Here is a 20,660-nt window from a genome sequence, read left to right on the forward strand (position 1 = left end):
CCCCCGATCCTAGATGATAAAGGCAAGCGCAGGCGACCAGGGAGCGGGACATGACCGCAGAAATTCTTGCGCGGTGGCAATTCGCGTTCACCGTTTCGTTTCACATCGTCTTTCCGGCGCTGTCGATCGGGCTGGCGAGCTATCTTGCGGTCTTGAACGGCCTCTGGCTCTGGACCCGCGAGGCGAGCTACCGGACGCTTTTCGAGCATTGGAAGAAGATCTTCGCGGTCGCCTTCGGCATGGGCGTCGTCTCGGGCATCGTCATGTCCTATCAGTTCGGCACCAACTGGTCGGTGTTTTCCGACAAGGCGGGGCCGGTGGTCGGGCCTCTGATGGGGTATGAGGTGCTGACGGCGTTCTTTCTTGAGGCGGGCTTTCTTGGCATCATGCTTTTCGGCCGTGAGCGGGTCGGCGACGGGTTGCACATGGTGGCGACGCTGATGGTCGCGGTCGGCACGCTGATCTCGGCGACCTGGATTCTGGCGGTGAACAGCTGGATGCAGACACCGGCGGGGTTCTCCATCGCGCCGAACGGTCAGTTCGTCCCCGAGGACTGGTGGGCGATCGTCTTCAACCCGTCCTTCCCCTATCGCCTCGTCCATATGGTCCTTGCCGCCTATCTGACGACCGCGCTGGTGGTCGGCGCGTCGGCCGGATACCTGCTTTTGCGCGACGCGCAGACCCTTGCGGTGCGGCGCATGTTCTCGATGGCCATGTGGATGCTGATCCTTGTCGCGCCGCTGCAAATCCTTGCGGGCGACCAGCACGGGTTGAACACGCTGGAACACCAGCCGGTGAAGCTGGCCGCCATCGAGGCGCATTTTCAAAGCGAGGACGGCGGGATGCCGCTGATCCTGTTCGGCTGGCCCGATCAGGCGGCGCGCACGGTGCATTATGCGCTGAAGGTGCCGAAGCTTGGCAGCCTGATCCTGACCCATTCGCTGAACGGCACGGTGCCGTCGCTGGAAGGGGTGCCGGACAAGGATATTCCGCCGGTCGCCATCGTCTTCTGGTCCTTCCGGGTCATGGTGGCGCTTGGTTTCGCGATGCTTGGCCTTGGCCTTTGGGCGGGCTGGGCGCGCTGGCGCGGGTTTCTTTATCACAGCCCCTGGCTGCACCGCGCGGCCATCTTGATGGGGCCAGCGGGGTTCCTTGCGGTGATCGCGGGCTGGATCACGACCGAGGTCGGGCGCCAGCCCTGGACGGTCTACGGGCTCTTGCGGACCGCCGAAAGCCATTCGCCGCTGGACGCGCCCGCGGTCGCGGCCTCATTGACGGCCTTTGTCGTGGTCTATGCCTTTGTCTTCGGCGCGGGCGTCTTCTACCTGCTCCGGCTGATGGGCAAACCGCCCGCAACGGGCGCAGTGCAGGGCGGCGTGGCGCCCTCGCAGGACATGACCGCGATTGCGGGCCGCGTCACCACCACCAAGCATCTGGAGGGCTGAGGGATGTTCGGGCTTGAGCTTTCCTTCATCTGGGCGGGTCTCATCGCGCTTTCGGTGCTGATCTACGTCATGCTTGACGGGTTCGATCTGGGCGTCGGTATCCTCTTCCCGCTCGCGCAGGATGAGGATGAGCGGAACCAGATGATGAATTCGATCGCGCCGGTCTGGGACGGCAACGAAACCTGGCTTGTCCTTGGCGGCGGCGGGCTGTTCGCCGTCTTTCCACTGGCCTATGCGGTCGTGATGCCCGCGCTCTACATCCCCATCATCCTCATGCTGCTGGCACTGGTCTTTCGCGGCGTGGCCTTCGAATACCGCTGGCAGACGCAGCGGTGGAAGCGGGTCTGGGATTATTCCTTCTTCGGTGGCTCGCTGGTCGCGGCGGTGATGCAGGGCATTGCCCTTGGCGCGCTGGTTCAGGGGATCACGGTCGTGGATCGCGCCTATGCCGGGGGCTGGTGGGACTGGCTGACGCCCTTTTCGATCCTGACCGGCATCGCCGTGCCGGTCGGCTATGCGCTTCTGGGCGCGACCTGGATCAACCTTGTGCTGGAAGGACGGGTGCAGGCGCATATGCGCAAGGTCGCGCTGCGGCTGGCGGGCGCCACGCTGATGTTCCTTGGCCTCGTCAGCATCTTCACGCCGCTACAGAACCCCGACTATGCCGAGCGCTGGTTCCGCTACCCGGCGGCGCTTTACGCCGCGGTCGTGCCGGTCCTTGTGCTGCTCGCGGCCTGGCGGCTCTGGCAAGGGTTGAGGCGCGAACGGGACCTGGCCCCGTTCCTGTCGGCGCAGGCGCTGTTCATCCTGTCCTTCGTCGGCATCGGCATCAGCTTTTACCCGATGATCGTGCCGCCAAGCCTGACCATCGCCGAGGCCGCCGCGCCGGATGCAAGCCTGAAGTTCATCCTTGTCGGCACGCTGTTCCTGTTGCCGATCATCCTGAGCTACACCGCCTATGCCTACTGGGTCTTTCGCGGCAAGCTGAAGGCGGGCGAGGGGTATCACTAGGATGTGGCTGCGCCGCGCAGGCTGGTTCATCCTGCTCTGGCTCGCCGGGGTTCTGGCGGTTGGCGCGGTCGCCTTCGCCCTCAGGGCGCTGATCGTCTGAAGATCACGCCCAGTCGGGCTTGCGCTTTTCGATAAAGGCGTTGATGCCTTCCTCGGTATCGCGCCAAAGCATGTTCTCGACCATCACCTGCGCCGCATGGTCATAGGCCCCGGCCCGCGTCATCTCGATCTGGTCGTAAAACGCGCGCTTGCCGATCTTGACGGCGGCGGAAAGCTTCGCGGCGACGGTTTCGGCCAGCGCGCGGGTTTCGGCGGCCAGCGCCTGTGTGGGGACCGCGCGGTTGATAAGGCCCACCTCGACCGCGCGGGTCGTGTCGATGAACTGGCCCGTGGTCAGCATCTCGAACGCGACCTTGCGCGGGACGTTGCGCGACAGCGCGACCATGGGGGTGGAGCAGAACAAGCCGATATTCACCCCGTTTACGCCAAAGCGCGTGCCTTCCGCCGCGATGGCCATGTCGCAGCTGGCGACAAGCTGGCAGCCCGCGGCGGTGGCGATGCCGTGAACCTCGGCGATGACCGGCTGGGGCAGGGCGGGGATCAGTTGCATCACCTCCGTGCAGCGCGCGAAAAGGTCGGCGAAATAGGCGCGCCCCTTGTCTTCGGCCTGACGGCCTGCCTGCATCTCCTTCAGGTCATGGCCCGCGCAGAAGGCCTTGCCATTGCCTTTCAGGATCACCACGCGGGTGTCGCGATCCCGCTCCAGCCGCGTGAACTCGGCCTTCAGCGCCCCCAGCATCGCGTCCGACAGCGCATTCAGCCGTTCGGGGGCATTCATCGTCAGCGTGGCGATGCCGCCCGCATCCTCGCGCAGCAGAAGCTCGGTCATCTTGTCATTCCTCTCCGGTTCGTCAAAAACTCTAGGCGGAGAAGCGCGGAGAGGGAAGATGACACCTGTAATGACCGAGGCGGAGCTGTCCGCCTTCATGGCCCGCGCCTTTCCGCAGGCCGCCGACGATTTCCTGGTGGAGCATCTGACCGAGGACGGCATCGTCATGCGCCTGAAAGTGGCGGAGAAACACTTGCGGCCGGGCGGCACCGTCTCCGGCCCCTCGATCTTTGGTCTTGCCGATGTTGCGGTCTACCTGGCGATCCTGTCGCGGATCGGGCCGGTGGCGCTGGCGGTGACGACGAACGGCGCGGTGGATTTCCTGCGCAAACCGGCGGCAGGCGTGGACCTGCTGGCCGAGGCGCGGCTTTTGAAGCTGGGCCGGGTGCTGGCCGTGGGCGATGTGCTGATCCGGTCGGAAGGGATGGAGGCGCCGGTGGCGCGGTCGAACATGACCTATTCGATTCCGCCGAAACGGTAGGATGGGCAAATCGCCCATTCCACGGGAGCTATATGGGGTATTCAAATACCTAATTTTCAACACGTTGAAATCGCTAACGAAATCCGCACGTCATACCCTTGACGGCGCGACCGCAATCTAGGAAAAGCGCCCATCCGAATTCGGGCGTCCGCAAAGGCGCCCTTCAGCGATCCCGAAGATCAAGGGCAGACCATGAAAACCTATACCGCGAAACCGGCGGAGATCGAAAAGAAGTGGATCCTGATCGACGCCGAGGGCGTCGTTCTGGGCCGCCTCGCCACGATCGTCGCCAACCGCCTGCGTGGCAAGCACAAGGCCACCTTCACCCCGCACATGGACATGGGCGACAACGTGATCGTCATCAATGCCGACAAGGTGCAGATGACGGGCAACAAGCGCGCCGACAAGCGTTACTACTGGCACACCGGCCATCCGGGCGGCATCAAGTTCCGCACCGCCGCGCAGGTGCTGGACGGCGCCCACCCCGAGCGTGTGGTGATGAAGGCGGTCGAACGCATGATCAGCCGCAACAAGCTGGGCAAGCTGCAAATGACGCATCTGCGCGTCTATGCCGGGGCCGAGCATCCGCATGAGGCGCAGTCCCCCGAAGTCCTCGACGTCAAGTCGATGAACCCGAAGAACACCCGGAGCGCATGAGCATGGCCGACGAAATCAAATCCCTCGACGATCTGAAATCGGCCGTTGCTGGCACGCCTGCCGCCGCAGCCGAAGTCGAAGCCCCGCGTGAACCGCAGCGCGACGCGCTTGGCCGATCCTATGCCACCGGCAAGCGGAAGGACGCGGTCGCCCGCGTCTGGATCAAGCCGGGTTCAGGCAAGTTCCTGATCCGCAACAACAAGGGCGAATACATCGACTATTCGAAGTATTTCGCGCGCCCGGTGTTGCAGATGATCCTGCGCCAGCCGTTCCAGGTGGCCAATGTCGAAGGTCAGTTCGACGTGATGGCGACCGTGGCCGGTGGCGGCCTTTCGGGCCAGGCCGGTGCGGTCAAGCACGGTATCTCGAAAGCGCTTCAGCTTTATGAACCCTCCTTGCGCCCCGCGCTGAAAGCCGCCGGGTTCCTGACCCGCGACAGCCGCGTGGTCGAGCGGAAGAAATACGGCAAGGCAAAGGCCCGCCGGTCCTTCCAGTTCTCCAAGCGCTGATTTGGGCGGGGCTTCGGCCCCGGACGCAAGATATGGGGCGCGGCCTGCGGGCCGCGCCCTTTTTCGTCATTTCGCCCCTGTTTTCAGCGGTTTTCCGCCCCTGTGGCGGCTTTGCCGCGTTCACGGCGATGTGTGGAGCGCGCCGATTGACCGCTGCGCGGAGATGTCGCAATGCTGATGTCATTGAGGCAGAAAACATCGAGCGAAAAAATGGCTCTCCCCATCTCTTACCACAGCTCCTTCGGGGGCTTCGATTACCTTGGCCTGCGGATCGGCAAGACCGGCGGGGTCGAGATTGTCTATGACGACGGCGTCAAGCGGCGCATGGTCTGGCGCGTGCGCAGTCAGGCCAAGGAAAGTACGCTTGGCGATGCGCTGAAACGCGCCGTCGACCAGCCCCGCGTGCTGCCGGCACTTTATGCCGAGCTGAAGCGCCGCTCGATCGCGATCGAGGCGGTGGCCTGAGGCGTTTCGGGTGTGCGTTGAGAAAGCAAGTATCGGACTTCGAACAAAACAAGGTCGAAGTCTGAGTCAGTGCAAACCCGAAATGCCATAGGGCGACTAATCCGGCAGCCGGATGGTGCCGCGCAGGTAGGTCACGGCCTGCCGGGTGAGGTACACCCTGTCCCCGGTGACGCGGCAGCCCATCCGGCCGCCGCGCGCCGAGGCCTGAAAGGCTGTCAGGCTATCGCGGCCCAGAACGCCCGCCCAATAGGGCGCCAGCGTGGCATGGGCCGATCCGGTCACCGGGTCCTCATCAATTCCATGCGCCGGGGCGAAGTAGCGTGAGGTGAAATCGACCGCCACCCCGCCGCGATCCGCGCCACCCGCCGCCGTGACGCCAAGCCCGCCCGCCTCAAGCGTGGCGATCCGGCGAATATCGGGGGCAAGGCTGGTGACCTCTGCCGGGTCGTCCAGCACGACGAAGATATTCTCGAAATTCCGCAAGACCGCGCGCCAGCCGCCGGGGAAGATCTCTTGCAGCGCCGGGGGGATGTCGATCAGCGGGGTGGCGTCGATCCGGGGCAGGTCAAGCTCATAGCCGTCTGCGGTCTGTGACACACGCAACGTCCCGACCTTGCGGGTCTGAAGGCTGACCGGGCCGTTTACCCCGTATTCCGTCATCAGCACATGGGCGGAGGCAAGCGTCGCATGGCCGCAAAAGGGCACTTCGCTTGTCGGCGTGAACCAGCGGATCGAAAGCGCGTCGCCCTCGCGCAGGACAAAGGCGGTTTCCGACAGGTTGTTCTCGGCCGCGATGGATTGCATCAGATCGTCGGGCAGGGGCGCGTCCAGCACCATGACGGCGGCCGGGTTGCCCGAAAAGAGACGGTCGGCGAAGGCATCGGCCTGGATCAGCGTATAATCAGCCATGCTGTTGTCCTTATACGAAAAAAAGGGCCGGGCAAACGCCCGGCCAGGAAGAGGGAGCCGCCGGGGATGGGCGGAACCCTTCAGGGTTGCCAGAACGGGCGCTGCGCCTCGCCTTCCGCGCTCAGGCGGTCAAGCCCGATGTCGCGCAATTGCGCGGGCGTCAGCCTGGCAAGGTCGGCGCGGCTGCGGCGACGCATGGACCACGCCGCGACCACGCGGCGGGCGCCGGTCAGCAGGACGGTCGCCGTAACGGCGGTTCCGGTCTTCTGTCCAAGGGCGTTCCGGCCGGGTCTGCGGGCGATCTGTTCCATGGGTCACCTTTTTGTATTGATACAATTCGCGTTATCTCGTATTTGTATGATTACAAATCACCGCATCAGACGCCAGAAGGGAATTGTCATGGATACAAAATGGCAACCTGATCTGTCGGATTTCGACGGTCCGAAATACCTCGCCCTGGCCCACAGGCTGCGCCATGCGGTGCGCAGTGGTGAACTGCCCGAAGGCACCCGCCTGCCGCCGGTGCGCGACCTGGCCTGGCGGCTTGGCGTGACGCCCGGCACCGTGTCGCGGGCCTATCAGATGGTGACGCAGGAGGGGCTGTTGGAGGCCGCCGTGGGGCGCGGCACCTTCGTCGCCTCGATGCGGCCGAGCTTTGGTGCCACGCAACCGCTTCTGACTGATTCCGTTGGCATATTCGCGCGCCCCAAGGGCGACGATCCCGGTATCGTCGACCTGCGCAGCCCGCAATTGCCCGATGTCGGGCAGGGGGCTGCGATCGCCGCCGTGCTGGCCCGTATGGCGGCGGCGCCGGACCTTGATGTGCTGGGCTATCCCGGCCTGAGGCGGGATGAGGGGCTGCGCGCCGCGCTCGTGGACTGGCTGGCGGAACGCGATCTGGGCGCGATTTCGGCTGAGGATATTGTACTGACACAAGGCGGGCAGGCGGGAATTGTGCTTGCGCTGCAATGCTGTCTCAGGGGCGCGCGCCCGCATGTGATCTGCGAGGAACTGGCCTATCCCGGCTTTCGCCACGCCGCGCGGCTGAACCGGGCCGAGGTGGTCGCGGTGCCGATGGACGCCGACGGGCTGTCGGTCAGCGCGCTGGACACCGCCTGTCGGCAGACCGGCGCGCGGATCGTCACCATCACGACCGAGGCGCAGAACCCGACCACCGCCCGCATGACGCTTGCCCGGCGGCAGGAGATTGTCGAGGTCGCGCGCCGCCACGACCTTCAGATCATCGAGGACGACTGCTATTCCGTCGGCCGGTCCGACCTGCCGCTTCTGCGCGCGCTGGCGCCCGAACGGGTCTGGCATGTCACCAGCATCTCAAAATCGCTCGCGGCGGGGCTGCGTTTCGGCTGCATCGTCTGCCCGACCGATCTGGGCGAGGCCGGGCGTCTGGCGGCGCAGCATTCCTATTTCGGCCTGCCGCGCCCGGTGACCGAGATTGTGAAGGCGCTGATGCTGTCGGGTGAGGCGGCGCGGCTGCGCGACAAGGTGCAGGCGGTCTTCGACCGGCGGCTGGAACTGGCGCTGAATGCGCTTGGCAGTTTCGACATACGCTGGCAGCGCGGCCTTGCCTTCGTCTGGCTGCGGCTACCGCAGGGCTGGCGCGCCTCCACCTTCGCGCGTGAGGCCGAGGCGGCGGGCATCCTGATCCGCTCGGCCGACGAATATGCGCTGGTCGACGGGCGCGCGCCGAACGCGGTGCGGCTGGCCTTTGACGGGTCGCTGGATGAGGGGTTGTTCGCTGACGCCATGGCCCGGCTGGCGCGGCTTTTGCGCAACCCGCCCGGCGATCTGCCGGTCTGATGCCGGGCCGGATCATCGACAGCGCCGCCGATCTGGCCGAGGGGGCGGCGTGGCTTTGCCGGGCAGAGCCGCGCTTTGCCCCGGTGCTGGCGGCGACCGGCCCCTTGCCGCTCCGCCGCCGCCCGGACGGGTTCGCGGCGCTTCTCGACATGATCGTCAGCCAGCAGGTTTCCACCGCCTCGGCCGCCGCGATCCATGCGCGGCTGGTGGCGGCGGGGTTCGACAGCGAAGCGGCGGTGGCAGGGGCTGAGGCGGGCGCGCTGGCGGCCTGCGGCCTTTCGCGCCCGAAGATCGCCTATCTCCACGCCATCGCGCGCGCCGCGCCGGATTACGACGCGCTGCGCCACCTGCCGGATGCCGAGGTCACGGCCCGCCTGACCGCGCTGAAAGGTGTGGGGCGCTGGACGGCGGACCTTTACCTTGTCTCTGCGCTTGGCCGGGCCGATGCCTTCCCCGCCGGGGATCTCGCGCTGCAAGAGGCGGCACGGGTGCTGTTCGACCTGCCCGCGCGCCCCGCACCCGCCGCGTTCGATGTGTTGGCCGAAGCCTGGCGGCCGTGGCGGGCGGTTGCAGCCCGCGCGCTCTGGTCCTACTACCGTCAGATCAAGGGGCGCGAGGGGGCCAGATGACGAGGGAATTGAAATTCGAAACGCGCGCCGCGCGGTCGGGGCAGGCGCGGTCGATGGTGGTCTTCCTGCACGGCTACGGCGCCGATGGCGCCGACCTGCTGGGCCTGGCCGACCCGCTGGCCCCGCATCTGCCCGATACCGTCTTCATCGCGCCCGACGCGCCCGAACCCTGCGCGGGCAACCCCTTTGGCCGCCAGTGGTTCCCGATCCCCTGGCTGGACGGATCGTCCGAGGCCGACGCAGAGGCCGGACTGGCCCGCGCGACCGAAGACCTGAACGCCTTTCTCCGCGCACGGTTGGAGGAGGCCGCGCTGCCGGTGTCGTCGCTGGCCATCGTCGGCTTTTCCCAAGGCACGATGATGGCGCTTTACGCCCTGCCGCGCTGGGACGTGCCGGTGGCGGGGATCGTCGCCTTCTCCGGCCGCCTGCTGGCGCCGGAACGTCTGGCGGCTGAGGTGACGGCAAAACCGCCCGTGCTGCTGATCCACGGCGATCAGGACCCGATGGTGCCTTTCGCCGATATGGATGCCGCCGGGCAGGCGCTGGTCGCGGCCGGGTTCGAAACCTATGGCCATGTGATGAAGGGGACAGGCCACGGCATCGCGCCGGACGGTCTATCTGTCGCACTCACTTTCCTGAAAGAGCGGCTTTCGGGGGGTTGAAACCCGCGCCAGTCCCGTTAACTATCTGACACAGACAGTTTTGGGAGCAACCGTCATGACGCCCGCGATCATTGCCTCGGCCATCTTCATCCTTGGCGGCCTCGCGGTGGTGGCCCGTCCGGTGAAAAAGCCGGTCCGCGTGACCGTCAAGGACCGCCGCTGATCGCTTATAGCATTTCGGGTTTGCACTGAATCAGAATTTGAACTTATTTCGTTCAAATTCTGATACTTACTTTCTCAACGAAAACCCGAAACGCTTTAGGCCGCCGCCCAAAGGGCGGGTTCTGCGAATTCCACCGAGTTGCCGGACGGATCGCGGATATAGATCGACCGCGCGCCGTTCGGCCAGTGGAAATCCGCCTCGATCGCGACAGCTTCCCCCTCAAGATACGCGCGCCAGCGGTCGAGATCGTCGCGCGCCACCGCAAAGCAGTAATGCCCCGGCCCGGTCGCGCCATGGCCCGGCACCGGCAGGCGCGCATCGGGGGCGGGGCCTTTCGCCGTCGCCTCCGGGTTGAAGATCAAGAGAATCGACCCGCCGACCCGGAAGAACACATGCCGCCCCGCCTGCCGCGTCACGACGGGCAGGCCCAGCGTTCCGCCATAAAACGCCTCCGCCCGGTCCAGATCGCGGGCGTAAAGCGCGGATTCGAGCGTTCCGGCAATGGCTGGTCTGGTCATGGGATGTCACCTCCCTGTCATGTGAATGCGCGACAAGGGTACCCGAAATAGCGGGGCTTGCCAGTGGCGCACCGCCAGATATAGTTGGATCACGCAGGGGCGGGGCCTCCGCCCCCGGGACCGGCCAAAGGCCGGACTGAAGGACGGAGTCGCCGATGCTCGACACGACCGCCGAAATGGAATTCCGCCGCAGCTTCGTGCGCGAGCCTTCCGCGCTGAAGCACTTTCCGGCGCTGGTCCTGAACGCGGATTTCCGGCCGCTCTCCTACTACCCACTCTCGCTCTGGCCCTGGCAGGAGGCGATCAAGGCGGCCTTCCTCGACCGGGTTCTGATCGTGGCTGAATATGATGAGGTCGTGCGAAGCCAGCGCAGCGCGATCCGCATCCCCTCGGTCGTGGTACTGAAAGAGTTCGTCAAACCCCAGAAGCGCGTGGCCTTCACGCGCTTCAATCTTTTTCTGCGCGACGAATTCTGCTGCCAGTATTGCGGATCGCGGGGGGACCTGACCTTCGACCACGTCCTGCCGCGATCGAAAGGCGGGGTGACGAGCTGGGAAAACGTCGTCGCCGCCTGTTCGCCCTGCAACTTGCGCAAGGCCAACAAGCTCCTGTCGCAATCCGGCCTGACGCTCCGCCGCCCGCCCGCGCCGCCGACGGCGGAGGACATGCAGAAAGCCGGCCGCCGCTTCCCGCCGAACTACCTGCACGACAGCTGGGCCGACTATCTTTACTGGGACGCCGAACTGGAGGCGTAAGGGGGCTTTCGCTTTTCGTCCCGACCGGCGGCGGTTGGAGGCGATGGTGGAGGCATGCCAGAACTGGATGCGTGACCGCCTTTACCTTTCCGCCGCGCCCGCTAAAGCGTTTCGGGTTTACGTTGAGAAAGTAAGTATCAGAATTCGAAGGAAATAAGTTCGAATTCTGATTCAGTGTAAACCCGAAATGCTATAGGCTGCCCCGAAACGACAGGGAGACAGGCCGATGGGCGACACTTTCTTTCACCCCGTCTCGGGGATGGAGCTTCCGCGTTTCGCGGGTATTCCCACCTTCATGCGCCTGCCGCATGTCGGCCTTGACCACCCGCGCATCGGGGATGTGCAGATCGGCCTTGTGGGGCTGCCCTGGGATGGCGGCACCTCGAACCGGCCCGGCGCGCGGCACGGGCCGCGGGCCTTGCGCGATGCCTCGACCATGATCCGCGCGCAGCATGCCGCGACCGGCATGCGGCCCTTCGAGGTCGCGCGCTGCGCCGATCTGGGCGATGTCGGGCCGAACCCGGTGGACGGGCCGGAAACGCTCGACCGGATCGCGGGCTATTTCCACGGGCTGACGGCGCGCGGCATCCGGCCTTTGGTGGCCGGCGGCGATCATCTTTGCACGCTTGGCGTCTTGCGCGGGCTGGCGCAGGAGGGGCCGCTGGGCCTTGTGCATTTCGACAGCCACACCGACCTTTTCGCGCCCTATTTCGGCGGCAAGACCCTGACCCATGGCAACCCGTTCCGCGCGGCGGTGGACGAAGGGCTGCTGGACCCGAAACGGATGATCCAGATCGGCATTCGCGGCACGATGTATGACAGCGAGGATCGCGATTTCGCCAGGGCGCATGGCATCCGTATCGTGACGATTGAGGAGATGTTCGATCGCGGCATCCCCGAGGTGATGGCCGAGGCGCGGGACATCGTCGGCGACCTGCCGACCTACATGTCCTATGACATCGACTTCGTCGATCCGTCGGTCGCGCCGGGGACCGGGACGCCGGAATGGGGCGGGCCGGATGCCTATGGCGCGATCCGCGTGGTCCGGGAATGCGCGGGGCTGAACATCGTCGGCGGCGATCTGGTCGAGGTGTCGCCCCCCTTCGACCAGACCGGCGGGACGGCGTGGCTTGGCGCCTCGCTGATGTTCGAGATGCTTTGCGTGATGGCCGGGGCGCTTTAGCGTCCCCCGGACGCGGCGTCCGGCGGGCCGGATCGTTCGACCTCATCGAACACTGAGCGCGATTTTCGCGCTCTACTGGCGCGCGGCGGGGCGACCCATCTCCTTGTCATCAGACGCAGCAAGCGTCGGACCGGACAAACCCAAGGAGAGACCCATGAAACGCACCATCGCTTCGGCCACCGCCATCGCCCTTCTTCTCGGCGCCACCGCCGCCTCGGCCGCCAATATCGGCACCGCCAACGAACGCCCGGACCTGCTGCCGGTCAACGCCGCGCCGCTGGCGCAACAGGACATCACCGCCGGGTCGATCTTCTCGACCAAGGAACTTGCCCGCCGTGGCCTGTCGGCGGGCGATACGGTCAGCGTCACCGAACTGCCCTCGGGCGGTATCTCCACCCGGCTTGGCCGGGGCTGATGCCCCCAGCGACGGTCAAGCCCTGGGCGCCCGCTCACGCGGGCGCCCTTCGCGATTCCGGCGCGGCCAACGCTTTGATATACGCGAACTATTTCAATCGCTTCACGGGTCGTTGAGTGTTCAACCATATCGAATACTGAACGCGGCTTTTACCCTCTAATGGCGAGCGTGCCGCGGCCCCATCTCCTGATCATCGGACGCAAAGAGCGCCGGACCACATGACCCCAAGGAGAGAACCATGAAACGCAACCTGATTTCCGCCACCCTCATCGCCACGCTTCTCGCCGCCCCGGTGGCCTTCGCCGCGCCGTTTGGCACCGGCAATGAAAGCCCCGATCCGCTGCCGGTGAACGTGGCCCCGCTGGCGCAGAAGGGCATCGTTGCCGGGTCGATCTATTCGACCAAGGAACTGACCCGGCGCGGCATCTCGGCCAGCGATGACGTCTCCGTCTCGGTCATCCCCTCGGGCGGCAGCGCGGTGCGGCTGGGCCGGGGCTGATGCCCCCACCCAGGGCCAGGCCAGGGGCGTCCGTTCACGCGGGCGCCCTTCGCATTTCAAGGGGCCTCGCCAAGATTTCATATGCGTTTCGGGCGGATCACGTGTGCGTCACGACACTGTCGCAGAACTTCCCTTTGCCGCGCCGTAACCCCATCATGTCCCACGGATTTTGAGATGAGACATCTGGAATGGATACGGCGGTTCTTCAGACTTACCTGCATATTGTCGAAGAGGGCAGCTTTGCCGCTGCCGCGCGGCGCATGGGCATTTCCAAAAGCATGTGCAGCAAGAATATCTCTGACCTTGAAACAAGCCTTGGCGTCCGGCTGCTGACCCGGACCACGCGGTCGGTCCGTCCGACGCCGATCGGGTCGGATTACTACACGCAGGTGAAGGGCATCCTCGCCGCGCTGACGGATGCGAACGAAAACGCCCGCAGCCATTCCGCCAGCCCGCGGGGGCCGCTCAGGATCGGGACACCCACCGGCTACACGATGGCGATCCTGCGCCCGCATATGCTGCGCTTCATGGAGGAATTCCCCGAGGTGCAACTGGAAGCCGTGCTTCAGGACAGCTATTCGAACCTTGTCGAACAGGGCCTCGACGCGGTGATCCGCATCGGTGAACTGGCCGATTCCTCGCTGATCGCGCGGCATCTGCATGACATCTGCATCTTCGCCGTCGCAGCACCCGACTATCTGGAACGGAGCGGCACACCCCTGCTGCCCGCCGACCTGACCGGGCATCAATGCCTGCATTACAGCAACCTGAAGGGCGCGGAGACCTGGCCCTTCTACGACGGGAACGAGATCATCCACCAGAAGATCCGCCCGGCCTTCTCCTCGAATAACAGCGAGATGATCCGCGCGGCGGCGCTGGCGGGCAAGGGCGTGGCGCTGCTGCCCGACCACAGTGTCAGCCCCGACCTTGAAGAGGGGACGCTGGTGCGCGTGCTGCGCAGCCATGCCCTGCCGCGCGTGCCGGTGCACCTTCTTTACCCGACGCGCCAGAACATGTCGGCGGCGCTGCGGGCCTTCATTGATTTTACCGCGCGGGTGGACTGGGAATAGGGTGACAATGGCGCTATGACCTTTCGGCGGGAAAAGTCTCGCCCGTTTGTATCAGGTTTCACCAGTGTCCCGGCCCAACCCCCCGTCACATCCCCCCGCGCGACGCCCCCTTGCGCCGAAGTGGGCCAGATACCTCGGTCCGCCGCTTGCCATCCTGGCCTGGCTGGGCGCGTTCTGGCTCGTCGCCGATCGCATCCTTTTCGCGCTTCTCTGGGAAAAGCACGGGCCCGAATTCACCACCGAAGGCTATGCCGACCAGATGCGCCGCGATCTGGCCGAGGGCAATACCGGCCCGCAACCGTTCGACTATCCTTGCCCGAGCCGTCAGGGGGTGGTCGATCTGTCGCTGAAGATCAACGGCCCGTTTCCGATGAACCTTGGCGGCGACGTGGTGATGAGTGTCTGGGGCGACAGTCGGCTTTACATCGGGCCGCCGCAACGGCGGATCGTCATCCGGGACGTGCCGGTCTGCTGGAAGACGGATGAACGCGAGGGGTTCGCCGACCCCGGAAGCTGGGTCTATCTGGGCATCGCCTTCGACGATCTCGACACGGACAAGGTCGCCGATTTCTCGGGGGAGCAGGCCCTCCCGATCTATCTCTGGAAGCATATCGAGGTCGATCTGCATCCCCTTCCGGTGCAGGTCTACAGGGATGGCGGCGCGACCACGCAAATCATCGTGCGCCCGGTCGATCCGGTGGCCCCGATCCCCGAAAACCTGCGCTATCTGCTGCGTTAGCGATTGGCGCCCGGCCGGGCTGCCCCGGCGATTTTCTTGTCGCCTTCCGCAACCGCTATCATCATTCGGGCTTGCGGGACGGGGCCTTGCCGGTGTCGATCCCTGCCAAACTGGCAGCCGCCTGCGGGGTGGCGGCGGAGATGGATTGCGAGGTCATCGCCACCGCCAAATTCGCCTGTAAGGGCTATTCGACAGCAAAGGCAGGGACCGACAGGTATCAACCGCAGGCCTATGGCGGCTATGATTGCGCGCCCCCGAAACCGCGACGCGGCCAGGGCCGGCCCCGTCCGGCGCGGGGGCGAACCGCCCCTGCATCGCCGCTCTGACGGTTTGGCAGAAAAAGACATTGTCATTTTGCAACGATCCCCGCTAATGTGCAGACCTGCCGATCCGCCACGACACGCGGCGGTTGGCATCATCAGATTCTCTGCCAGACGGCGTCCGGGCGTTCAGCCGGGAAGGCGCGGGACAGGCAGGCCGAATGGCCGCAAGGCCGAATGACTCGCCCCGTGCATGACAAAGCCGGGGCCCGAATTGGGCGCCACCCAAAAGGCGTCCGGGAAAGAACCGCGATGAAACGCGCGAGGGCAGAGCAGATCGACCGGAGCGGGCCTATGCCCGCCGTCGCCATGCTGCCCTCCGCCCGCATCGCCTCAGCAATTGAGCGCAGATCATGGTCCGGTCCCGAAAGGGGGCGGCGCCTGGCTGCGTTCGGAAAGATTACATGGCCAAGAAAATGCTCATCGATGCCACCCACGCGGAAGAGACCCGCGTCGTGGTGGTGGACGGAAACAAGGTTGAGGAATTCGACTTTGAGACCGCAAACAAACGCCAGCTTGCCGGCAATATCTATCTAGCGAAAATCACGCGCGTCGAACCGTCGCTTCAGGCGGCTTTCGTCGACTACGGCGGCAACCGCCACGGTTTCCTCGCCTTTTCGGAGATCCACCCGGATTACTATCAGATCCCGGTCGCCGACCGTGAGGCGCTTCTGGCCGAGGAACGCGCCTATGCCGAGGCGCAAGAGGCCGAGGAACCCCGCCGCCGCCGCTCACGCCGCGCGCCCAAGGCCGAAAAGGCCGAGACGGGCGACAAGGTCGTGTCCAGCGACGACATTCCGGGGATGAGCGTCGTCGACCTGTCCGACGAGGACGCCCCGCAGGACGCGGAAGAGGCCAAGGCCGTTCCCGAGGTCAAGGCCAACGAAACCCCGGAGGTCGAGGCCGATAGCGATCACCGCGAGGCCGACAGCGATCACCACGACGACGACGGGGACGAACCCTATGTCGCCGCCGACCATGCGTCCGACACCGACGAGGATATCGAATCCGTTGCCGATGAGGACGTGACCGAGGAGATTCGCCAGCCGCGCAAGCCGCGTCCGCGCAAGTACAAGATCCAGGAAGTCGTCAAGGTCCGGCAGATCATGCTGGTCCAGGTCGTCAAGGAGGAACGCGGCAACAAGGGCGCCGCGCTGACCACCTATCTCAGCCTTGCGGGGCGCTACTGCGTCCTGATGCCCAACACCGCGCGCGGTGGCGGCATCAGCCGCAAGATCACCAACGCCGCCGACCGCAAGAAGCTGAAGGAAATCGCCGGCGAGATCGAGGTGCCGCAGGGCGCCGGTCTCATCATCCGCACCGCGGGCAGCCAGCGCACCAAGGCCGAGATCAAGCGCGACTACGAATACCTGATGCGGCTTTGGGAACAGATCCGCGACCTGACGATGAAGTCCATCGCCCCGGCGCCGATCTATGAGGAAGGCGATCTCATCAAGCGGTCGATCCGCGATCTTTACAACAAGGACATCGACGAGGTTCTGGTCGAGGGCGCGGAGGGCTACCGCGCGGCCAAGGACTTCATGAAGATGATCATGCCGTCCCACGCCAAGAACGTGAAGAACTACGCCGAGGGGCTGCCGCTTTTCGCCCGGTATCAGGTGGAAAGCTACCTTGCGGGCATGTTCAACCCGACGGTGCAGCTGAAATCCGGCGGCTATATCGTGATCGGCGTGACTGAGGCGCTGGTGGCGATCGACGTGAACTCTGGCCGGGCGACCAAGGAAGGCTCGATCGAGGACACGGCCCTCAAGACCAACCTTGAGGCGGCGGAAGAGGTGGCGCGGCAGTTGCGCCTGCGTGACCTTGCGGGCCTGATCGTCATCGACTTCATCGACATGGAAGAGCGCAAGAACAACGCCGCCGTCGAGAAGCGCCTGAAAGACAAGCTGAAGACCGACCGCGCCCGCATTCAGGTTGGCCGCATCTCGGGCTTTGGCCTTCTGGAGATGAGCCGTCAGCGTCTGCGCCCCGGCATGCTGGAATCCACCACGCAGCCCTGCGCGCATTGCCACGGCACCGGGATCATCCGCTCCGATGACAGCCTTGCGCTGCAAATCCTGCGCCAGCTGGAAGAGGAGGGAACGCGGAAGCGGTCGCGCGAGGTGCTGTTGAAGGCGCCGGTCGCGGTCGTCAACTTCCTCGTCAACAACAAGCGCGAGCATATCGCGCAGATCGAGCTGCGCTATGGCATGGCCGTGCGGCTTGAGGCGGAACCCGCGCTCATCAGCCCGGATTTCGAGATCGAGAAGTTCAAGACCGCCACCCGCAATGTCCCGGAAGCGCCCAGCCAGGTGGTGTCGGTCGACGCGCTGAGGATGCAGGACGCGGAAGAGGACGAGGATATCGTCGAAGCGGATGAGGATGAGGAGGCCGAAGAGGCCGCGCCCGCACCCGCGTCCGAGGATGGCGACGCGCCGCGCAAGAAAAAGCGCCGTCGTCGGCGGCGGCGGAAGTCCGGCAATGGCGGTACCGATGCCGCGCGTGAGGACGGCCACGATGAGGGCGAGGCTGAGGCCGGGGCCGAGGCCGCGACCGATGAGGCGCCCGCCGAGACTGGCGCGGATGCGGATGCGGCTGGGTCGGAACCCGCCGAGCCGAAGAAGCGCCGGGTAAGCCGGTCGTCCCGCAGCCGCAAATCGAAGGTTGAGGAGACCCCGGCGGAAGAGGTCGCAGCGACCGAGGCACCCGCCGAGGCCGCAGAGGCCACCGAGGCGCCCGCTGAGGCGGAAGCCGCGCCGAAGCCAAAGGCCCGCCGGTCCCGCGCCAAGGCCAAACCGGCCGAAGAGGCACCCGCCGAGGCTGCCGAGGCCCCGGCAGAGGAAGCGCCTGCCAAGCCGAAGACCACGAGGTCGCGGACCCGCAAGCCCAAGGCCGCGCCGGTCGCCGCGGCGGAACCCGTGGCGGAAGCCGCGCCCGCGCCCGCCGCGGCTGAACCCGCGCCGGAGCCGGTAGAGGTCGCCGCCTCCGCCCCGGTGCCGATGCCCGAACCGGCCCCCCATGCGGCTAACAGCGCCCCGCAGGCCGACCCGGCCGAGGCCGAGGCGCCCGAGGCCGAAGACAGCGCCGCGAAACCGCGCCGTCGCGGCTGGTGGTCGCTTGGCCGTTAAGGCACGGAAGAATCCCAAGAGGCCGGGCCATGCGCCCGGCCTTTTTCGTTAAGGGGGGCGACATCGCGCCACGGTCATGTGACCGGCCGAAACACTTTGCCCCCGTGACGCCGCCCCGGCCATCGGCTAAGGCTGACCCATGCTTGAAACGACCCTCATCGACGCCGGGTTCGCCCTTGCCGCGCTGATCGCGCTTCTGGCGGGGCTTTTGTCGTTCCTGAGCCCCTGCGTCCTGCCCATCGTGCCGCCTTACCTGGCCTATATGGGCGGGATCAGCATGCGCGACCTTGCCGATACCGAGGCCGACCACCGCGCCGCGCGCCGCCGGACGCTTCTGGCGGCGGCTTTCTTCGTCCTTGGCCTGTCCACCGTCTTCCTGCTTCTGGGCTTTGCCGCCACGGCGCTGGGGCGGGCCATCGGGGCCTGGATGGACTGGTTCAACTTCGCCGCCGGGATCGTCATCATGGTCTTTGGCGCGCATTTTCTTGGCGTGATCCGCATCGGCTTTCTGAACCGGGAAATGCGCATGGATGCGGGCGACCGGGGCGGGTCGGCCTTTGGCGCCTATCTGCTTGGCCTCGCCTTCGCGTTTGGCTGGACGCCCTGCATCGGCCCGCAGCTTGGCATGATCCTGTCGCTGGCCACCCAGGACGGGTCCTACACGCGCGGCCTTGGCCTGCTGGCGATCTACGCGCTTGGCCTTGGCATTCCCTTCCTGCTGGTCGCGGCCTTCTTCCCGCGCCTGACCGGGGCCATCGGGTTCTTCAAGCGCCACATGGACCGGATCGAGCGGATCATGGGCCTTCTGCTCTGGACCATCGGCCTTCTGATGCTGACGGGCGGGTTCAGCCAGTTTTCCTACTGGCTGCTGGAAACCTTCCCGGCGCTGTCCAACCTTGGCTAGACCGGCCTATAGCATTTCGGGTTTGCACTGAATCAGCGAAAACCCGAAACGCTTTAACCGCCCGTGCAGGTGGTCAGCTTCGCAAGCGCCGCGTCGCCCTCGGCCTGCGACATGTAGCGGCTCCACCCCATGCGGTAGGAATTGCCGTCCTTGCCCTTGTTGATGAACTCCGCCAGCTCCGTCCCGTCGGGCCGCGCAAAGATCAACCGGCCAGAGTTCTCCTCCTCGATCATCGCCGCGCCATCCGGCAGCAGGGTGAACAAGCCCTCGAACAGCGTATGCGCCTCGGTCGCCTTGAAGGCGGGGTCGAAGGGCATCGTGTCGGCGCCGGTGGTGAAGTCATGCACGACGATTTCGTTCGTGCCATGGACCCGCGCGCCGGTGCCGCGATCATAGGCGTTGTTGTCGAAGACCCCGATGCGGTGATCGTCGAGGATATCGACGTCATGCTGGGCCAGCCACGGGCCTTGCTGGTACCACACGATCTCATCCGTCGCGGGGCGGTAGAGCATGATCATCGACAGGTGCCGAAAGCTCAGGAACAGGTCGCCCTTCTTCCAGTAGGGGCCGTCCTCAAGCACCGGCTCAAGGTCGTTCAGGTGGATCGGGTCGTCCTGATAGCGCCCGGCGCCGAAGAGGTCATATTCCATCCCGTGATCGAGAAGGATCTGCGTCACCGATTTCTTCCACAGGACCTCCCCCCTGGGGCCGACATGGACCAGCGCATCGTCGTTGAAGTCTTCCGTCGTGCGCTCCACCGCGCTGGGATCGACATAGCCGGGGATCCAGTAACCGCCCGCGCCGTCGCTTTCGGTTGAATGGTGGAACAATTCGCCCGTCTGGGACCAGAGCGCCTTGCTGCATCCGTCCAGGCCGAAGAGATAGGATTGGTGATCCTTTATCACCAATGTGCCGTCTGACGTCAGATAGGGGTGAATTGCGCGATAATGCGCGGTGTTCCACAGCGTCGGTTCGACCAGCGCCGAGTCGGGCGGGGCGGGCAGCAGCGTATCGGCATCGGGCAGCCATTCATGTTTCACAGTGCCGTCCGCCAGCGACACCAACTGCACCACATGCCGCCGCCGGTCGCCGTCATAATGGCTTAGCAGCACATAGCCGGTCAGCCCGGCGTCCTTGGCAATGGTCCATCCGGCGGGCTTGTCGCCGAAGCGATGCGGCTGGAAGGCCTGCATCGTGGTGTCGCCCTTCATCAGCGCCTTCACGGTATCGGGGATCTCTGCCACGTCGAGCGCGGCCGGGCCGAGCGCGCCGAAGCGGTCCGTCTCGCGTTCCCCGTCAAGGACGAGGACACCAAAGCCGATCATCCCGATCAGGCCGAAAAGAAATAGCAGAAGGACCAGCCACAACTCGACCCTCGCGAAGAGAATATTCCGCACGTTTCCACCCGTTCAATCCGTCAATCTCTGGCGCGAAGCCTAACACCTTGCCGCCATTGCGCAAAGTTTCAACCGCGCGGGGCGGCGGGGCAGG

General features: G+C 65.5%; 23 protein-coding genes. 18 read left to right on the plus strand and 5 right to left on the minus strand.

Translation table 11 applies throughout. The features are described 5' to 3' along the window. The first annotated feature begins 50 nt into the window (after positions 1-50). Genes LX70_RS01110 through LX70_RS01120 form a run of 3 tightly spaced genes read left to right on the plus strand, consistent with a single transcriptional unit; the run spans position 51 to position 2,556 of the window. On the plus strand, positions 51-1,445 hold the full coding sequence (locus tag LX70_RS01110; protein WP_105512696.1) for a cytochrome ubiquinol oxidase subunit I: 1,395 nt from the start codon (positions 51-53) through the stop codon (positions 1,443-1,445). 3 nt (positions 1,446-1,448) lie between these two features. Beyond that, positions 1,449-2,456: a cytochrome d ubiquinol oxidase subunit II gene (cydB, locus tag LX70_RS01115; protein ID WP_105512697.1), complete on the plus strand. Its 1,008-nt coding sequence runs from the start codon at positions 1,449-1,451 to the stop codon at positions 2,454-2,456. A 1-nt stretch (position 2,457) separates the two neighbouring features. Beyond that, positions 2,458-2,556, plus strand: coding sequence for a DUF2474 family protein (locus tag LX70_RS01120; protein WP_105512698.1), 99 nt, complete (start codon positions 2,458-2,460; stop codon positions 2,554-2,556). Between the two features lie 3 nt (positions 2,557-2,559). On the opposite strand, the gene LX70_RS01125 is transcribed toward LX70_RS01120, so the two are convergent. After that, positions 2,560-3,345 carry an enoyl-CoA hydratase gene (locus tag LX70_RS01125; protein WP_105512699.1) on the minus strand — a complete coding sequence of 262 codons (786 nt, stop codon included), beginning with the start codon at positions 3,343-3,345 and terminating at the stop codon, positions 2,560-2,562. A gap of 58 nt (positions 3,346-3,403) precedes the next feature. On the opposite strand from LX70_RS01125, the gene LX70_RS01130 reads away from it, so the two are divergent. The 4 genes from LX70_RS01130 (at position 3,404) to LX70_RS01145 (ending at position 5,457) form a co-directional block, all read left to right on the plus strand. After that, entirely contained in the window at positions 3,404-3,826 is a 423-nt protein-coding gene (locus tag LX70_RS01130) for a PaaI family thioesterase (protein WP_105512700.1), read from the plus strand. 192 nt (positions 3,827-4,018) lie between these two features. Then, positions 4,019-4,483, plus strand: a complete 465-nt coding sequence (gene rplM / locus LX70_RS01135; RefSeq protein ID WP_105512701.1) for a 50S ribosomal protein L13 — start codon at positions 4,019-4,021, stop codon at positions 4,481-4,483. A 2-nt stretch (positions 4,484-4,485) separates the two neighbouring features. Beyond that, the gene (gene rpsI, locus LX70_RS01140; RefSeq protein WP_105512702.1) at positions 4,486-4,992 is read left to right on the plus strand and encodes a 30S ribosomal protein S9; all 507 of its coding nucleotides are present in this window, start codon (positions 4,486-4,488) and stop codon (positions 4,990-4,992) included. A 210-nt stretch (positions 4,993-5,202) separates the two neighbouring features. Continuing rightward, on the plus strand, positions 5,203-5,457 hold the full coding sequence (locus LX70_RS01145; protein ID WP_105512703.1) for a hypothetical protein: 255 nt from the start codon (positions 5,203-5,205) through the stop codon (positions 5,455-5,457). Positions 5,458-5,553: 96 nt separating this feature from the next. Here LX70_RS01145 and LX70_RS01150 read toward each other — a convergent pair whose 3' ends face one another. Both LX70_RS01150 and LX70_RS01155 read right to left on the minus strand, forming a co-directional pair. Next, positions 5,554-6,366, minus strand: coding sequence for a PhzF family phenazine biosynthesis protein (locus tag LX70_RS01150; protein ID WP_105512704.1), 813 nt, complete (start codon positions 6,364-6,366; stop codon positions 5,554-5,556). Positions 6,367-6,446: 80 nt separating this feature from the next. Further along, entirely contained in the window at positions 6,447-6,677 is a 231-nt protein-coding gene (locus LX70_RS01155) for a DUF1127 domain-containing protein (protein ID WP_105512705.1), read from the minus strand. Positions 6,678-6,765: 88 nt separating this feature from the next. Here LX70_RS01155 and LX70_RS01160 point away from each other — a divergent pair, with 88 nt between their 5' ends. From LX70_RS01160 to LX70_RS01170, 3 genes are read left to right on the plus strand one after another with little or no spacing between them, the layout of a single operon-like run. Continuing rightward, positions 6,766-8,184 carry an aminotransferase-like domain-containing protein gene (locus LX70_RS01160; protein ID WP_245884888.1) on the plus strand — a complete coding sequence of 473 codons (1,419 nt, stop codon included), beginning with the start codon at positions 6,766-6,768 and terminating at the stop codon, positions 8,182-8,184. Next, entirely contained in the window at positions 8,184-8,813 is a 630-nt protein-coding gene (locus tag LX70_RS01165) for a DNA-3-methyladenine glycosylase family protein (RefSeq protein ID WP_105512707.1), read from the plus strand. Before LX70_RS01160 ends, LX70_RS01165 begins: the two co-directional genes overlap by 1 nt. Beyond that, positions 8,810-9,475, plus strand: coding sequence for an alpha/beta hydrolase (locus LX70_RS01170; RefSeq protein WP_105512708.1), 666 nt, complete (start codon positions 8,810-8,812; stop codon positions 9,473-9,475). Before LX70_RS01165 ends, LX70_RS01170 begins: the two co-directional genes overlap by 4 nt. A gap of 258 nt (positions 9,476-9,733) precedes the next feature. On the opposite strand, the gene LX70_RS01175 is transcribed toward LX70_RS01170, so the two are convergent. Next, on the minus strand, positions 9,734-10,156 hold the full coding sequence (locus tag LX70_RS01175) for a VOC family protein (protein WP_105512709.1): 423 nt from the start codon (positions 10,154-10,156) through the stop codon (positions 9,734-9,736). 155 nt (positions 10,157-10,311) lie between these two features. Here LX70_RS01175 and LX70_RS01180 point away from each other — a divergent pair, with 155 nt between their 5' ends. The 8 genes from LX70_RS01180 (at position 10,312) to LX70_RS01215 (ending at position 19,169) form a co-directional block, all read left to right on the plus strand. Then, positions 10,312-10,911 carry an HNH endonuclease gene (locus LX70_RS01180; RefSeq protein ID WP_211301642.1) on the plus strand — a complete coding sequence of 200 codons (600 nt, stop codon included), beginning with the start codon at positions 10,312-10,314 and terminating at the stop codon, positions 10,909-10,911. A gap of 226 nt (positions 10,912-11,137) precedes the next feature. Beyond that, the gene (locus tag LX70_RS01185; protein ID WP_105512710.1) at positions 11,138-12,094 is read left to right on the plus strand and encodes an agmatinase; all 957 of its coding nucleotides are present in this window, start codon (positions 11,138-11,140) and stop codon (positions 12,092-12,094) included. A gap of 154 nt (positions 12,095-12,248) precedes the next feature. Beyond that, complete coding sequence (locus tag LX70_RS01190) at positions 12,249-12,509, plus strand: hypothetical protein (protein WP_105512711.1); 261 nt, start codon at positions 12,249-12,251, stop codon at positions 12,507-12,509. Between the two features lie 238 nt (positions 12,510-12,747). Next, the gene (locus LX70_RS01195) at positions 12,748-13,008 is read left to right on the plus strand and encodes a hypothetical protein (RefSeq protein WP_105512712.1); all 261 of its coding nucleotides are present in this window, start codon (positions 12,748-12,750) and stop codon (positions 13,006-13,008) included. A gap of 188 nt (positions 13,009-13,196) precedes the next feature. Continuing rightward, positions 13,197-14,078, plus strand: coding sequence for a LysR family transcriptional regulator (locus LX70_RS01200; RefSeq protein WP_105512713.1), 882 nt, complete (start codon positions 13,197-13,199; stop codon positions 14,076-14,078). Positions 14,079-14,142: 64 nt separating this feature from the next. Further along, on the plus strand, positions 14,143-14,817 hold the full coding sequence (locus LX70_RS01205) for a hypothetical protein (RefSeq protein ID WP_105512714.1): 675 nt from the start codon (positions 14,143-14,145) through the stop codon (positions 14,815-14,817). 724 nt (positions 14,818-15,541) lie between these two features. Further along, positions 15,542-18,265 carry an Rne/Rng family ribonuclease gene (locus LX70_RS01210; RefSeq protein WP_105512715.1) on the plus strand — a complete coding sequence of 908 codons (2,724 nt, stop codon included), beginning with the start codon at positions 15,542-15,544 and terminating at the stop codon, positions 18,263-18,265. A gap of 139 nt (positions 18,266-18,404) precedes the next feature. After that, positions 18,405-19,169 carry a cytochrome c biogenesis CcdA family protein gene (locus LX70_RS01215; RefSeq protein ID WP_105512716.1) on the plus strand — a complete coding sequence of 255 codons (765 nt, stop codon included), beginning with the start codon at positions 18,405-18,407 and terminating at the stop codon, positions 19,167-19,169. 53 nt (positions 19,170-19,222) lie between these two features. Here the strand turns inward: LX70_RS01215 and LX70_RS01220 are convergent, their stop codons facing one another. Next, the gene (locus LX70_RS01220) at positions 19,223-20,566 is read right to left on the minus strand and encodes an arylsulfotransferase family protein (protein WP_146111524.1); all 1,344 of its coding nucleotides are present in this window, start codon (positions 20,564-20,566) and stop codon (positions 19,223-19,225) included. Positions 20,567-20,660 lie beyond the last annotated feature (94 nt).

This window comes from Albidovulum denitrificans (genome assembly GCF_002973535.1).
In the GTDB taxonomy this organism is placed as follows: domain Bacteria; phylum Pseudomonadota; class Alphaproteobacteria; order Rhodobacterales; family Rhodobacteraceae; genus Albidovulum; species Albidovulum denitrificans.